General features: G+C 43.4%; 10 protein-coding genes. 5 read left to right on the plus strand and 5 right to left on the minus strand.

What is annotated here, in order from left to right; genetic code table 11:
• Window positions 1-40: 40 nt before the first annotated feature.
• On the minus strand, window positions 41-3,160 hold the full coding sequence (locus tag NLG07_RS01110) for a TonB-dependent receptor (RefSeq protein ID WP_254855857.1): 3,120 nt from the start codon (window positions 3,158-3,160) through the stop codon (window positions 41-43).
• Window positions 3,161-3,367: 207 nt separating this feature from the next.
• Between NLG07_RS01110 and udk the strand changes: the two genes are divergently transcribed.
• From udk to NLG07_RS01125, 3 genes are read left to right on the plus strand one after another with little or no spacing between them, the layout of a single operon-like run.
• A complete protein-coding gene (gene udk / locus NLG07_RS01115) occupies window positions 3,368-4,027 on the plus strand; it encodes a uridine kinase (protein WP_254855858.1) in 660 nt (219 codons plus the stop codon).
• Between the two features lie 12 nt (window positions 4,028-4,039).
• The gene (locus tag NLG07_RS01120) at window positions 4,040-5,254 is read left to right on the plus strand and encodes a NupC/NupG family nucleoside CNT transporter (protein ID WP_254855859.1); all 1,215 of its coding nucleotides are present in this window, start codon (window positions 4,040-4,042) and stop codon (window positions 5,252-5,254) included.
• Window positions 5,251-6,099 carry an isopenicillin N synthase family oxygenase gene (locus NLG07_RS01125; protein WP_254855860.1) on the plus strand — a complete coding sequence of 283 codons (849 nt, stop codon included), beginning with the start codon at window positions 5,251-5,253 and terminating at the stop codon, window positions 6,097-6,099. Before NLG07_RS01120 ends, NLG07_RS01125 begins: the two co-directional genes overlap by 4 nt.
• 9 nt (window positions 6,100-6,108) lie before the next feature.
• Here NLG07_RS01125 and NLG07_RS01130 read toward each other — a convergent pair whose 3' ends face one another.
• Together NLG07_RS01130 and NLG07_RS01135 are read right to left on the minus strand one after the other, a co-directional pair.
• Window positions 6,109-6,582, minus strand: a complete 474-nt coding sequence (locus NLG07_RS01130) for a MarR family winged helix-turn-helix transcriptional regulator (RefSeq protein ID WP_254855861.1) — start codon at window positions 6,580-6,582, stop codon at window positions 6,109-6,111.
• Between the two features lie 14 nt (window positions 6,583-6,596).
• Window positions 6,597-8,552: a BCCT family transporter gene (locus NLG07_RS01135; RefSeq protein WP_254855862.1), complete on the minus strand. Its 1,956-nt coding sequence runs from the start codon at window positions 8,550-8,552 to the stop codon at window positions 6,597-6,599.
• A 233-nt stretch (window positions 8,553-8,785) separates the two neighbouring features.
• On the opposite strand from NLG07_RS01135, the gene NLG07_RS01140 reads away from it, so the two are divergent.
• The gene (locus NLG07_RS01140; RefSeq protein ID WP_254855863.1) at window positions 8,786-11,239 is read left to right on the plus strand and encodes a TonB-dependent receptor; all 2,454 of its coding nucleotides are present in this window, start codon (window positions 8,786-8,788) and stop codon (window positions 11,237-11,239) included.
• 67 nt (window positions 11,240-11,306) lie between these two features.
• Window positions 11,307-13,253 carry a tetratricopeptide repeat-containing sulfotransferase family protein gene (locus NLG07_RS01145; RefSeq protein WP_254855864.1) on the plus strand — a complete coding sequence of 649 codons (1,947 nt, stop codon included), beginning with the start codon at window positions 11,307-11,309 and terminating at the stop codon, window positions 13,251-13,253.
• On the opposite strand, the gene NLG07_RS01150 is transcribed toward NLG07_RS01145, so the two are convergent.
• Complete coding sequence (locus NLG07_RS01150) at window positions 13,250-13,912, minus strand: 3'-5' exonuclease (protein WP_254855865.1); 663 nt, start codon at window positions 13,910-13,912, stop codon at window positions 13,250-13,252. The two genes, NLG07_RS01145 and NLG07_RS01150, sit on opposite strands and share 4 nt — an antisense overlap.
• 1 nt (window position 13,913) lies before the next feature.
• Window positions 13,914-15,746, minus strand: coding sequence for a DUF294 nucleotidyltransferase-like domain-containing protein (locus NLG07_RS01155; protein WP_254855866.1), 1,833 nt, complete (start codon window positions 15,744-15,746; stop codon window positions 13,914-13,916).
• Between the last annotated feature and the right edge of the window lie 92 nt (window positions 15,747-15,838).

The following is a 15,838-nucleotide window of genomic DNA, read 5'->3' on the forward strand; positions in this document are numbered from 1 at the left end:
TTCCAATCTAGGGCCAACTTTACAACTAATTTTGTTCAGTTTAGAAGCGGTAGTTTACGCCTACACGCACTTCCCACTGAGACGCGCCATTGACGACGCCATCGCGTTGTCCAGCAGGTAGATATGTTTCATACACATACTGACCTGCATCGTTAACAGATGCTTCAACAACTTCTTCAGACACGAAGTTACCTTGCTTCAACACGCCCCACTCATCGTTGAGTAGATTGCCTAGGTTTTCAATGACGAAGAACGCTGATGCACTATGGTCTTTGTGGAACGCAGGTAACTGTTGTGAGATACGCACGTCAACTTTGGTCCACCAGTCGCCGTTGACTGAGTTACGACGCATGATTTGACCTCGAGTTAAGCCTTCATCTGCAATAAACGCGTTGAATGCTGCCAAGTCAAAGTCAGGACCGTACACAACATTTGCATCGTTTTCAGTTGGGATATAAACCAACTGTCGACCGTTTGCATTGCCGTCACCGAAGTAACCATCAATTCCCTCTTCAAACGTGTAAGACATGCCGCGACCTTCGTTTGCAGTAGCGAACATTGAGAAGCGCGTGTCATAACCCGCAATCAATTCAGCGCTGTAAGACAAGTTCAACGTGAAACGATTAGGGATATTGTAGTTTGACACCGCTGGACCAGGGTTATTCGGATCAAACGTCGCAAAGTTATTGTAGTTTGAACCGGCCACCGAGCTGGTCATCGGGTTAACGTCTTTAGAATCGTTGTAAGCGTATGCAAACGTCATGTCGATGCCGTTATCAAACTCTTTTGATACCGCTAGTGACAAGGTTGTCGCATCACCGCTGTTACCGTCTACGTTAGACAAGATGTAAGTGCTGTTAGAACCCGAGTACACAGGACGACCGTCTGGTGCAGTCCCCGTTTGTGTGCGTGCAGTTTCTAAGTAAATAGCCGCGTCACGCTTCTTCGTATACAACAAGTCACCTTGGATCAAGTAATCTTGATCAGATAGATACGTGAAACCCAATGCGTATTTTTCTTCAGAAGGCATATCGTAATCAGGGTCAATTGCTACGACGAAACGTGAAGAACCATTGGTTGGGAAGTCTGCAACATAATCAAACAGAGCCTGAGCAGGTGAGTAGATTGGATTGCCACCGCCTACTAGATCTAAGTCGAAGATGCTCGTAGTACCAGCATCAAAACCTGGAATATTACGCTCACGTGCAAAAACCTGAGTCACACCGTCATTTGAATATGCATTAGATACCCAAACATTTGGATTACCACCAGAGTAAATACCAAAACCACCACGAACTTCTAACTGATCATCTACAGTGTAGTTAAAACCAACACGAGGCTGGATTAAGCTAATACCGTCAAGGTTGTTGGTATTGGCATAGCCATAATCCGCTTCAAACGCCGAGTTATAAACAGGACGGTCATCTGACGTCCACTTGTCGTAACGCAGACCCAAGGTCAAGGTCAAATCATCCGTTGCGTTCCACTTGTCTTGGATGTAGAACGTCGTGTTGGCATATTCAAAGCTTGCCGCGACGTCATTTGGATCATTAGTACCCGCTGCGTTATTGTAGTAAATACGTGCTGGGGTGCCGTTGCGGAAATCTTCGATTGAATTAAAACGATACTCACCAATGCGGTGCTGCATGAACAGGTTAAACACATTCAAGTTTTCATACTCTACACCCGCTGTGATGGTGTGATCACCGTGGTAGTAAGTACCTGCCAACTTAAAGGTGTCCGCTTCCCAGTTCAAGTCGTTTGCTTGACGTGAATCATCCGGGCCTAGATAAACGGTTGCGCCACCTGGTACGCGAATTTGGACTTCACCGAAGCCTGTCGCGGCATCAACTGAGATTTGACGATTATCTAGTGTCGTATTACCGATGCGAAGTTCAGTTGAGAAATCATCGGTCCAGTCAGAGAATAACGAAAGAACTGTGGTTTCGATTTCCGCGCCACGCTCATAGAAGTGACCATCAAACGATACACGAGTTGAACCAGTGTCAGATTCACTGATGGTAAACCCGTCATTCCAGTTATAGACGAATGAAGCACGGTGCTGGTCGTTGATGTTCCAGTCAATTTTGGCAATGATCTTTTCATCTGTTACTGGTGAAGACCCTTTGAAGCCACCCGGATCGTAACCGTAAACGTCACGAGAAATTTGTGCGATTTCATCCAATTCTGATTGCTCAACACGAGAGAAGTTATAGTTGTGCAAGCGAACGCCTTCTTTTTTCTCATAAGCACCAAAGAAGAACAGCTGGTCTTTGATTAATGGGAAACCAACGGTTACACCGTAACGCTCCTCTGTGTAATCACCTAAGTTGATTTCACGACCATCAACTTCATCTCCTTTGAATGAGTCAGATGTGTAATCAAAAAATACTGAACCAGAGACATCGTTTGTACCTGATTTAGTCACAGCATTGATGTTACATGCAGTAAAACCACCGTACTGTACGTCAAACGGTGCTAACTCAACTGCAACCTGCTCAATTGCAGAGTATGAGAAAGGCATTGCTTCGGTTGGGTAACCATTTGAGTTCAAACCGAAGTTATCGTTTAAACGCATACCGTCAAGCGTTAAGCTGTTAAAACGAGGTGATGCACCCGCACACTGAACGGCATCAGAAAATGACTCGTCAATATAAATACGTGGATCGGCACGAATGACGTCTTTAATATCACGGTTAACAGAAGGTGCATTTTCTAAGTCTTCAAGGCTGAACACTGTTCCTGGACCTTGTTGACCAAATGCAAGAGAACTTACTTGTGAAGCGGTAACGGTGATTTTTTCAATGGCTTGTTCTTCCGCTAGTTGGAAGTTAAACAACGCCGGCTCACCTAGTGACAAGAAGATATCACTCACTAAAGCATCTTCAAATTTATCAGAATCCAAAATAATTTGATATGGACCACCCACACGAAGACCTGATAGGTTGATTTGACCGTTTGCGCCAACCACAACTTGTTTTGTTGTCCCTGACGGTAAGTGAGTCACTGTCACTTCGGTGCCGGCCGCTGGATTCCCTTGAGGACCAGTAATCGTTCCGCGAATTGATGAGGTAGTTTCTTGAGCCATGACTGGTACCGCGAGGCCAACAGACATAGCAACTGCGACCGCAATGCGGTTTAAGCGCTTATTTATAATCATAGTATGTGTTCCAAATAGTCGTTATATATAAGGTTTGTTACCGTGTTATGATAAATTATCATCCATGACGACGCATTTGTTTCTTTGGTATGCGTTTAATTATTATCCTAATTGATTTGTGTGACAGTTCTATTAAACTGCTCATCACATACACACGAATCAAGTAATCAGTAATTCAGATTATACTACGCAAAGACGATAGAAAAAATGCTTAATTTCACATCATCATCGAATGTACATAGGCCCTATTTAATAAGGATTTGTGGTGCTTCTGGTTCAGGCAAATCACTTTTTACCTCAAACTTAGTCAACAATTATTTACAGTCAAATTGCCAAAATATCCTTGTTTTGCAGGAGGATAGATATTATCGAGCACAGGATGACAAGCCAATGGCTGAGCGTGTAATTACCAATTATGACCATCCTGATGCGTTTGAACACAGTCTTTTGCGTAAACATTTACACAGTTTACAATCTGGAGGAAGCATCGACTATCCTGAGTATTGCTACAAAACCCACACTCGCCTACCCGACACTACGACGGTCGATGCTAAAAAGGTGATTATCGTTGAGGGTATTATGGTGATGTCTGCACCAGAATTAGAAGGCGTGTTTGATTTGAGTTTGTTTGTCGATACCCCACCGGACATTTGCCTATTGCGCCGAATGCAACGCGATATTAACGAACGTGGACGCACAGTAGATTGCGTTTCCGAGCAGTATCAAAATACCGTCAAACCGATGTACCACGCATTTATTGAACCGAATAAATACAGTGCAGACATGATTATCACTGGTGGAGGTGAAAACCAAACTGCTTTGCAAGTGGTAGCGCATCACGTACAATCTGTTTTAGAACAAAAATAATAAAGGCTTCTTATGCTTGGAATCATCGGCATCGTTTTACTTTTCGCCATTGCGCTTATGTTTAGTAGCAATCGAACCGCCATTAATTGGCGTACGGTTGGAGGAGCGTTTGCGATACAAGCTGGCATTGCGTTATTTATTCTATACTTCCCGCCAGGTGTCGCAGCACTTCTTGCCGCAACCGATTTCATCGCCAATATAATCAGCTATGCCGATGCAGGGATTAACTTTGTTTTTGGTGCGGTTGGCAACAAATCTTTAGGCTTTATCTTTGCGTTTAATGTATTACCAGTCATCATCTTTTTCTCAGCGCTTATTGCTGTGCTGTATCATCTAGGCATAATGAACGTCATCATCAATATCATCGGCGGTGGCTTGCAAAAACTGCTTGGTACCTCAAAGCCAGAGTCGATGTCTGCTGCTGCTAATATCTTTGTCGGTCAAACCGAAGCGCCATTAGTTGTTCGGCCGTTTATCCCTAAAATGACTGATTCTGAATTGTTTGCGGTCATGGTGGGTGGTTTAGCGTCTATCGCAGGCTCAATTATGGCCGGTTATGCAGGCATCGGCGTTGAATTAAAGTACTTACTGGCAGCGAGTTTTATGGCCGCTCCGGCAGGCTTAATGATGGCCAAAATCATCTTACCTGAAACCCAAACTGCCAATAACGAGCTCAGTGAGGTTGATGAAGATAACACCGGATATACCAACGTGCTTGATGCTGCCGCATCTGGCGCCTCATCTGGCTTACAACTTGCGCTGAATGTTGGCGCTATGTTGTTAGCATTTGTCGCGTTGATTGCACTTCTAAATGGGCTTATTGGTTGGGCGGGCGCTCTGTTTGGCTACCCTGAACTCACGTTTGAACTCATTTTGGGTTATTTATTGGCACCACTCGCATGGGCGATTGGTATTGATTGGTCAGAGGCTGTGGCAGCTGGCAGTTTTATCGGGCAAAAAATCGTCGTCAATGAATTCGTTGCCTACTTGAGTTTTGTAGAGGTAGCTGAAACCTTAAGTCTTAAGAGTCAAGCGATTATCACCTTTGCTTTATGTGGCTTTGCTAATTTTTCTTCGATTGCCATTTTGATGGGTGGGATTGGTGCCATGGCACCAAATCGCCGTCCGGATATCGCTCGTCTAGGGCTCAAAGCTGTTTTGGCTGCGACCTTAGCCAACCTCATGAGCGCTGCTCTCGCTGGTATTTTTATAGGATTAAGTTTATGAGTCAATTAATACCCGTTGATTACCAAGCACCTGATGCCAAACAACAATTTGTCTCTTCATTACGTGAAACTGGGTTTGGCGTATTAACCAACCATCCAATTGAACAGCATGCCGTTCAAGATATTTATGAGCGCTGGCAGTCCTGGTTCGATCTGAGCGATGCCGACAAAGAAGCCTATTTGTATAACAAGGGCACGCAGGATGGTTTTTTTCCTGCGCGGATTTCTGAAACCGCCAAAGGACATGTCAAGAAAGACATCAAAGAATACTTTCATTACTATCCTTGGGGACAGTGTCCCGATGCCTTGCGGGGTCAGCTTGATGATTATTATCGCTCGACGACGGCATTTGCTGCCGAGTTGCTCAGCTGGATTGAAGAATTATCCCCCTCTGATGTGTCAGAAGGCTATTTTGAACCCTTGTCCAATATGATCAACGGCTCAAATCAGACACTGTTAAGAGTATTACATTACCCACCATTAGATGGAGCAGAAGAGCCTGAAGCCATTCGTGCTGCAGCTCACGAGGATATTAATTTAATTACTATATTGCCAGCTGCCAATGAGCCCGGTTTACAGGTGAAAAGCAAAACAGGCGAGTGGCTCGATGTACCCAGTGATTTTGGCAATCTGATCATCAATATTGGCGATATGCTGCAAGAGGCTTCAGGTGGATATTTTCCATCCACATCCCATCGGGTGATCAATCCTGAAGGCGCGGATATGAGAAAATCTAGGATCTCTTTACCGCTATTTCTTCATCCTAGACCGGATGTACAACTGTCGACTAGGCATACGGCTAAGTCGTACCTGATAGAACGCTTAACAGAACTTGGCGTTATTTAAAGACAAAGATTAGGGCGTATCAAGGCGCCCTACTTCTAAGACTGGTGCGGCATCAATCTCGGCCGCATCCATCATAGTTGCGATGCGCTGCATCGTGGAGACCATCAAAGATTTTTCCCATTCTTCTAGGCTATTAAAGCGATTGAGAAAGTGTTCTTGCAACGGTAATGGCGCAGCAGCTAAGGCGGCCTGTCCCGTTTCACTCAAAAACACCCCGACTTTGCGCTTGTCTTCGGTACTCCGCACACGGTTGACCAGGGCACGTGCTTCCATTCGATCCAGAATGCTGGTAATGGTTGCCGGACTAAGATTAATACTTTGAGCAATTTGTTTGACCATAACCCCTGGGTTTTTGCCGACTTCTTGCAATACGAGTAACTGCGGACCAGTCAGCCCTACGTCTTTGTTGAGTTGGCGTGACCGCATATCGATTGCTCGGATCACCTTACGTAAAGCAACTAACAGTTCTTCGTCTTTTTGCATGCTCAAATATTCTTTTAAAGTTGTTGTAGAAAGTGCACGTGTTTTTGGTACTGCTCAATCACGTCGTGAATGATGGCATCTTTTGACCAGCTCATCACACAATAATCTTGGCCACCCTGGGAAAGATGAACCTCTGCGCGATAATACTGATTTTGTGTGCTGTTGTCATCTTGAGTTAGACCGTCTGGCTGGTGTGCAACTCGAACCTGGACACTATAAACAAAATCAGGCTGGTCACCATGACTTATCATAAGACTGATACGATCTGCACTGGTAGTGAGTTCTGCATCAAGAGATTGAGAAATCATCTCTTGTTGCACTTCAGTCAACGCGTTTTTTACTTTTGATTGAAGGAATTGCTTAACGCTATGCTGATTAGGAAAAGCAACGACCTGTGCGAGTTTTTCGCGCCAATCAACCGATTCAACGCCAATCATCGCAGGTGATAACTCCAAACTTTGCTGTTTAGTCGCATCGATACTCAACGCGCGATATGTGCCAAACAATGCCATCAGGAGGACTATCGTAAAGGGTAAGGCTGACGCTATCGTCAACGTTTGTAATGCACCAAGTCCGCCAGTAAATAAAAGAATTCCAGCCACAACACCAATCATTCCAGTCCAGTACAAACGTTGCCAAATCGGTGTGTTATTTTCTCCGTATGAGGCTAGCATATCAACGACCATCGCCCCTGAATCGCATGAAGTGACAAAGAAAATCACCACCATAATCAGCGCAACACAAGATACCAAGAAGCTCAATGGGTATTGCTCTAAAAAAGCAAACAGCGCCAAGCTGGTATCGGCTTTCACCGCCTCTGCTAAACTGGCTAGATTTTGGTTATTGATCAAATCAATAGCGGAATTACCAAAAAACGTCATCCACATAAAGGTGAAAAAAGACGGTACGATCAATACCCCGACAATAAATTCTCGAATTGTTCGACCTTGTGAAATACGAGCGATAAACATTCCGACAAAAGGCGACCATGCTAGCCACCACGCCCAGTAATAAATCGTCCAGCCACCTAGCCAGTCCGTTTGTTCGTAAGCAAAGAGGTTAAATGTGTTGTACACCAGCTCGGATAAGTAGGCTCCCGTATTTTGAACCAGTGCCTGCATCAAAAATAAACTCGGTCCATTAAGTAACACAAACAACAATAAGGCAACGGCTAGTAGCATGTTAATTTGCGATAGAAGTTTGATACCCTTATCCAAGCCTGAAGCAACAGAGACTGATGCAAGTACCACGACCACCAACATAATTACTAACTGAACCGTCTTACTGACACCAATATCAAACAACAAATTAGCACCCGCATTAATCTGTAAGACACCAATCCCCAGAGAAGTCGCAACACCAAATACGGTCGATACCACAGCAAAAGCATCAATCAAATCACCACGCCATGAAAAGATTTTGTCTCCCCAAACTGGGTGTAAAGCCGAACGCAAGGTCAATGGTAGATTGTGACGGAAAGAAAAGTAAGCCAGAATTAAAGCCACCGTGGCATAGATAGCCCAACCGTGGAAACCCCAATGGAAAAAGGTCATCTTCATCGCTTCTTTAGCTGCCTCAACCGACTCTGGCGTAGCGGTAGGTGGAGTGAGATAATGCATCACCGGTTCAGCGACGCCATAAAACATTAAGCCAATGCCCATACCTGCCGAAAATAGCATCGCTAGCCATGTACTAAAACGATATTTAGGCTGTTGATGGTCTAAGCCAAGTTTTATGTCGCCGTATTTGGAAAAACACAAATAAATAGTTGTCACTAAGATAAAGGCAACACACAGCACGTAAAACCAACCGGCGGTATCGACAATAACGGTTTGCAAACTTTGAAACCGTTCAGTAACTTCTTCTGCATTCCACAGTGTTAATGCAACCAATAGCGCGATGATGAGAGAGGCCGAAGCAAATACACCATAATTTAAATTATTTTTATTCTTATTAACTGACCCAGACACGAATCTTAACTCATAAAACCAAAACGCCTATAAGATACGCAATATCCCATCAAAAATCCATCCACACCTCCAAAAACCCAACCATTCGAACAAAAACCAATCAAAATTAGCACTAAAAATCAAGCAGGCAGTAAACCCAAATAGTTTGTATTCTAACTAATTTGCATAATTTTTCCGTTTTGCATACAATGTAAGCGTTAAAATTAAATTGAATTAAAACTATCAGGACACACATGCAATACCCTAAGTCACACTCAATGCCTTTAAGTGCATTATCTATTGCAGTTATCACTGCTTTTTCTGGTCAGACTCTCGCTGATGAATCGAAGAACAAAATTGAAACGATCGAAGTCACTGCAACCAAGCGTTCGCAAAATATTCAAGAAACACCAGTGGCAGTGTCAGCATTAAGCGCCGAAGCGTTAGCCGAACAAAACATTGGCAACTTTGATGATTTTGCACGTTATGTACCTAATTTGACTCTGGGTGGACGCGGTCCTGGTCAGAATGATGTATTTATTCGTGGTATGGCAATCCAACCGATTACCGTAATGCTCTCAGGGGCTCAAGGCACCATGCCAAATGTGGCACTGTACGTTGATGAACAACCGGTTACCGCACCTGGCCGTAATCTAGATTTGTATGCAACGGATTTGCAACGTATCGAAATTTTACCTGGACCACAAGGCACACTCTTTGGTGCAAGCTCTCAAGCAGGAACCATTCGATATATCACTAATAAACCGTCGACCGATGGTTTTGCTGCAGGATTTACGACACGTTTGGAAAGTACTAAAAACGGCGAGATGTCGACGACAGGGGAAGGCTTTATCAACCTCCCATTGTCTGATGATTTGGCATTCCGCGCCGCGATTTACTCTGTTCAGCGTGGTGGTTACATTGACAATGTTGCGGGTGAATTTACTCTTGACCCAGCATTGAACCCAAACAGCTCAGTTGATCTTGGCCCAGATGCAACCTACGAAAGCACTAGCAACTTACCATTAGTCGAAGAAGACTTTAATGACTCTGCATACGAAGGTGGTCGTTTTGGTTTGCAGTATTTCATCAATAACGATTGGACTGTGCTTTTGCAACACACCACACAATCATTGGTTGCTGACGGTGTGTTTGATTTCGATCCTGAAGTGGGTGACTTGCAAGTACAGCGTTATTTTCCTGACTCCCTAGAAGACGATATCAACCTTACAAACATGGTAGTCGAAGGGGACTTGGATGATTTGAACGTAGTCTATGCTGGGGCTTTCCTAGACCGTGATGTAGAACAAAATATTGATTACACCGGTTACAACAACTCAGGTGGCTATATCGCGTATTACACCTGTACGTATACTAACCCTGATTACATCGTTAACTACAATATCGATCCTCAATTCATTACTGAAAATCGTGAGTGTAAAGACCCAACAAAGGGCTTTATGGGCAAACAAGAACACAAACGCATGACACATGAATTGCGTGTTTCTGCTGACGTATCTGATCAAGTCAGTATTACTGCAGGTGTGTTTTATGATGATACCGAACTAAAAACACAAGATGACTATGTATATCTTGCGGTTGAGGAGCTTGGTTTTGCTCCTAATGCACCAATTAGTATTTCAAACAGCATTAACCCAACTACTCGTCCTGCAGGCGTAGCATTCTTCAATGACATCACTCGATCAGAAGAACAAGTTGCCGTATTCAGTGAAGTAAATTGGAAATTCTCTGAGCAATGGGCAGCGACGTTTGGCTTGCGTTGGTACGAAATAGAAACTGACTATACTGGCTCATCTAACTTTGCTGATGGCATTTTCCAAGGTTCACAGAATACCGACCGTGGCCGTGATTATGATACCTCTGGAGGACATTCAACGGATCCATTGTCTGAATCTGGTGTCATTCCAAAATTCAATGTTGCCTACACAAGTCATGCCGGTGATTTGTTCTATGCAACGTATTCTGAAGGTTTCCGTCCAGGTGGATTCAACCGTGGTGGTGGTATTCCTTCATCGAATCCAGAGTTTCCAACAGTTGGAGTTACTTACGAAACGGATGATGTCAAAAACTACGAATTTGGTTGGAAAATCCTAGACTGGGATGCGGGTTATAAGTGGAATGGTAATATGTATTACATCGATTGGTCGAATATGCAGACTTCTCGTTTTGACCCACAAAACGTATCGATCCTAACCTTTATTGAAAATGCAGCTGACAGTGAAATCCGTGGTATTGAGACAGATATTGAATATCTCGTTAACGACAACACTACCTTGTATGCAGCGTTCTCTTACAACGATACGGAGTTAACTGCAACCAACGCACAAGTTATTGAAATGGCGCCTGTGGGTTCCGAACTGCCCCTCACGCCTAAATTCCAGGGTAACATTCGTGTGCGTTATGATTGGGAAGCCAGTGGCTATAACATGGATATACAACTGGGCACACAATTCGCTGCCAAAAGTTACAGCTCGATTGTAGCAAGTGAACGAGAAGCACAAGACAGTTATAGCATCTTTAATGCCTCTTATGGTGTCACTATGGACAGCTGGCGTATCAAGTTCTATATCGATAACATTTCGGACGAGCGTGCAACATTATTTATTAATAATATGGATGACATTCGTCGTATTAGCACCAACCGTCCTCGTACAGTTGGTATGAGTGTGAACTACTCTTATTTTTAAATTACGATAATTAGATTTATAACCCCGTCTATTTTCAATATGCGGGGTTTTTCTTTATACTAAATTCATGACTGACACGATTCGACAAGCTGTTGCCTTGATGCAACAACAACAATTTGAACAAGCTTATGACGTTTTGTCTGCGGATTCAGTTGCCACCGACTCTGACCCCAAAATAAAATTTTATCAAGCCGTTTGTTTGCGTTATTGTGGGCGATTTAATGAAGCTTTGGATGTATTGTCAGCTTTGTTAAACCAATATCCTGACTACGCTAAAGCCTATCAAGAAATCGGTCATTGCCATCGCGACCAACACGAAAAACATCTCGCGCTAAGTGCATACGAACATGCCGTTCAACTCAACCCAATGCTCAACGCGAGTTGGACCAATATCGCCCAACTTCTCAAACAACAACATTTACATGCCGGAGCACAACAAGCCCAAGACAAAGCGATGTTCAACGCTTCGTTACCGGTGCCAGTGCAGCAAGCTTACCACTGGTTTTATGAAGGCAAAATCAAACAAGCAGAACATCAGGTCCGCAGAATTTTGCGAGAACAACCTCATAATATACCTGCAATGCGCCTCCTCGCTGAGATTGCAGTAAAATTATATGTATTACAAGATGCAGAAACGATTTTGCGCAAAGCGGTAGCTTTAGTACCAAACGAGCGCGATGTTCGTCTTGAATTAATTCATGTGTTACAAAAACGGCAAAATCACTCTGATGCCATACATGTAGCCCTCGAAGGTCTCAAACAACATCCCAATGACCCCTTTTTGACTTTGTCTTTGGCCTCTCAATATGCTGGATTGAGTGATTTTAATCAAGCAATGCCGTTATTTGATAAGGCATTGAATATGTTACCCGACTACGCATTGGGCTTTTTGCAACGAGGACATCAACACAAGACCCTAGGCAATATCAATGAAGCCGTTCGTGACTATCTTGAAGCAATGCGCTTAAAACCCGACTTTGGCGATGCGTATTGGAGTTTAGCCAATACTAAAACCTATGAGTTTACAGATGCTGAAATTACACAAATGCACACTCTACTTACTTCTGGGCATATCAGGAAAGTCGACCAATATCACATTGCTTTTGCCTTAGGTAAAGCCTACGAAGACCGTAAATCATTCGATAATGCCTTCCAGTATTATCAGCTTGGCAACGCGACTAAACGCCAGGTTTTACGCTACGATCCAGATATTGTGACGGCTGAAATGGATGCGCAAAAACGCGCCTGCCCACCCGCATTTTTTGATACAGTCTCTAGATGCACAGACCCTGATCCAATATTTATTGTCGGTCTCCCCCGTGCAGGGTCGACCCTTATTGAACAAATTTTAGCTTCGCATTCGTTAATCGAAGGCACCAGCGAATTGCCCTATATTATTGGTCTATCACGATACATCAAACAGAAATATGGTGAGTATCCTGACGTGCTTCACACCTTATCAGAGGATGAGTTGACAGAACTCGGAGAACGCTACTTATCACAAGCGCGTGCCCATCGCATTACAAACAAACCATATTTTATCGATAAAATGCCCAATAACTTCAGGCATCTAGCCTTAATCAAAAAAATCCTGCCCAACGCCAGAATCATCGATGCGCGAAGAGAGCCTATGAGCTGTTGTTTTAGCGGTTACAAACAGCTCTTCGCGGAAGGTCAAGAGTTTAGCTACGACTTAGACGATATTGCTCAGTATTACAAAGATTATCTAGCGCTCATGACGCATTGGCAATTGTGTTTTGGTGAAAATATCTTGTTGGTTAAACATGAGGACGTGGTATCTGATTTAGAGAATAGTGTACGAAGGATGATGAGGTTTTTAGGCGTTGATTTTGAACAAAGCTGCTTACAATTTTATCAAACCGAGCGAGCTATCAAAACCCCCAGTGCCGAGCAAGTCCGACAACCTATAAATCCAAATTCAAATGAGGCATGGAAACGTTTCGAGAAACATTTAAGTTCCTTAAAAGAGCGTTTCTTTATTTCGACTAATTAATACACCTTGACAGCGTTAGTGGCACTTTTTAAGTCTTTTAGGCGCATTTCACCTTTGGGATCTATGTCATAAAGCTGTGCATAGAATAACTCCAATGTAGCTTGAGCATCGGATAATGCATTGTGCAATGGCGAAGAGAGTAATTCAAAGCGTCTACGACAGCTATCCAGTGTTGCTGCATCGTGTTTGACACCGTATTGTCCCGTACCTTTACTTAGCTTATGCAGTGCAAGTTGCATCGTATCTATAGTAGTGATTGCAGGCATTGCCTCGCCAAACCGATACGCTAATTCTTTGAGCATATTCATGTCGAGGTACGCATTGTGCAATACCCAAACATGGGTAGTTGCATATTGCATGAGTGAGCTATACATCTCTTTGGCATGTACCCCTTGAGCAATATCACGCGCTGTCAAACCATGAATGATTGGTGATTGCTGCAAATCGCCTTTAGCCCGAATTAATCGATAATAACTTTGGTCGTAATCAATTTGGAAATGCTGACCTGTAACCCATCCAGCCGACATGAATTTAACTTCTTTTTTGTGTAAAGAATTAAACTCAAAATCCAGAGCAAGTAATGGCAAATCAGCCAAAGGTGAATGGACGTAATCTGCTAACATCCCTTTACCCACCATACTTGCCAACCAGTTTTTCATCTTAACTCAACCCTCCAGAGAAGCGATTGACTGCCACATCTTGAGCGCGCTGAATACTTTTGAATGCGGCTTTTAACTGATGCCTTTCGATGGATGATAAGTCTGAAATACTGATGATGTTATCCGTCGCATTATTGCGCAGTTGATGACGCCAACGCAAACGATTGAGGAATAACCAAATATCTCTGAGGTTGTCTGCATCTTGTTTATTTATGGTTCCGATTTCACCTAAAATATTAAGCCTATCCACCGTCCCAGGAATGGTAATACCGGCAGACAATGCGTATAAACGAGCTAAGTCATTAATCAATGCTACCCCGTTGTTTTTGATATTGATACAGTCTTTTTTGCCGTTGTGTTTTTGATAAACAAACTTGTTAAAAATCGATAAAGGCACCGCTTGGCTGCTCGCTGTGCGCGCCACTGCAGCTAAAAACATGCTTTCTTGGAAAGATTTTTTGCGCTCTTGCTGTAAAGTTTTAAATAGCAATCTCTCTCCAGCTACCGCTCTGGCGTCTAAATAGATGTTAAACTCTAAAATTGCCTCAGGCGTGAACTGGCGTACCCAGCCTCTAGCCTGTTTAAGTGCCGCCCCCACACTTAAACGCAATTTGGGGTTAGAGGCCATGATATTGCCTGGGCAAAGTTTAATACCGCATTTCCCCAAACTCTTGCAGACGTATTCGGACATTCTGGCAAAATATTTAGCTTGTGCTTCGTCGGGTTCTTGGGCAAGTAAAAGAGCATTATCTTGGTCTGAACCCATCGTCTGGTCTTGTCGAGCCTGAGAGCCGTAGACGACCCAACAATAATCAAGTGGCGGTTGACCATGCTGATCGATAAAAAATTCAATGAGCTTTCGCGTCATAATATCCGTTGCTTGAGAAAGTACTTTACCCGCAATATCAAAGTCCCCTGCACGTTTCGCATTGGCTGCAAAATATTGCGGCATTTGCCAGGCCAGACGAGTGAGTTGATACAAGTTTTCCGCTTTGGCAATTTCACCAATCATGAATACGACGTTTCCGCGTTGTTGCCTCACTACATCGGTAGTCGTTACCATGCCCATCGGCTTGCGATCATCGGAATGCAAAATAGGAAGGTGATGGATATTTTTTTCACTCATCAAAGCGATGGCTGAGAACATATTCTGATTGTGCAAGATATACGCAGGCTTTTCAGTCATTATGGTATGTACCGGCATCTGAATATCTAACCCTGTGGCCACCACTCGGTTCCGCAAATCTCGGTCGGTGACAATCCCAATCAAATGATCGTACTCGGTAATAATGATTGAACTCACACCGTTTTCAGACATGACTTCAGCCGCTTTTTGTATAGAAACATCCTGCTCAATGGCAATAGGTGGGCGCTCTAAAATTTCGCATAAAGGACGATATAACCACATGGTATTGGATTCAGATACCGCCTGGTTCTGTAACACATCGTCTTTGGCTGCTTTAAAAAAACTCAGAAATTGCCGATTCTCACAGCTTTCAATAAAGGACGTTTCAGAAATAGCATAAACAATCCCAGGGCTATCCACATCAATCTTGATATTACCCACCTGTTTATCGAGTAATTTTATATAGCCAAAATAATCGCCTTCACTGAGAAATCTCTCGTTGCCATTTTCATCGTGAATCGTAAATTGCCCAGATTGAATCAAAAACAGACTCGGCATCATCTTCATGAGTGTTGCTTCGCAGTTGTGCGGGGTCACATAAACAACTTGAACATGCCTAGCTATTCCATGCAAAGTATCTTCATCAAAAACATCAAACGGAGCAGATGCACCTAAATACTGCACGACTTGTTGTGGTATATCTGACATAACGACCCTTGACTACAAAACAAACAACTGCTTGAAAGTATAAAACAAATTTATTTAACTAATATTGATCTAAGCCTAAAAGCGTAAGATTG

The organism is Alteromonas sp. LMIT006 (assembly GCF_024300645.1).
Taxonomy (GTDB): Bacteria; Pseudomonadota; Gammaproteobacteria; order Enterobacterales; family Alteromonadaceae; genus Opacimonas; species Opacimonas immobilis.

Excerpts from the sequence above, each read along its gene's own strand:
- NLG07_RS01110 (WP_254855857.1), bottom strand. The coding sequence starts at position 3,160 with ATGATTATAAATAAGCGCTTAAACCGCATTGCGGTCGCAGTTGCTATG.
- udk (WP_254855858.1), top strand. The coding sequence starts at position 3,368 with ATGCTTAATTTCACATCATCATCGAATGTACATAGGCCCTATTTAATA.
- NLG07_RS01120 (WP_254855859.1), top strand. The coding sequence starts at position 4,040 with ATGCTTGGAATCATCGGCATCGTTTTACTTTTCGCCATTGCGCTTATG.
- NLG07_RS01125 (WP_254855860.1), top strand. The coding sequence starts at position 5,251 with ATGAGTCAATTAATACCCGTTGATTACCAAGCACCTGATGCCAAACAA.
- NLG07_RS01130 (WP_254855861.1), bottom strand. The coding sequence starts at position 6,582 with ATGCAAAAAGACGAAGAACTGTTAGTTGCTTTACGTAAGGTGATCCGA.
- NLG07_RS01140 (WP_254855863.1), top strand. The coding sequence starts at position 8,786 with ATGCAATACCCTAAGTCACACTCAATGCCTTTAAGTGCATTATCTATT.
- NLG07_RS01145 (WP_254855864.1), top strand. The coding sequence starts at position 11,307 with ATGACTGACACGATTCGACAAGCTGTTGCCTTGATGCAACAACAACAA.
- NLG07_RS01150 (WP_254855865.1), bottom strand. The coding sequence starts at position 13,912 with ATGAAAAACTGGTTGGCAAGTATGGTGGGTAAAGGGATGTTAGCAGAT.
- NLG07_RS01155 (WP_254855866.1), bottom strand. The coding sequence starts at position 15,746 with ATGTCAGATATACCACAACAAGTCGTGCAGTATTTAGGTGCATCTGCT.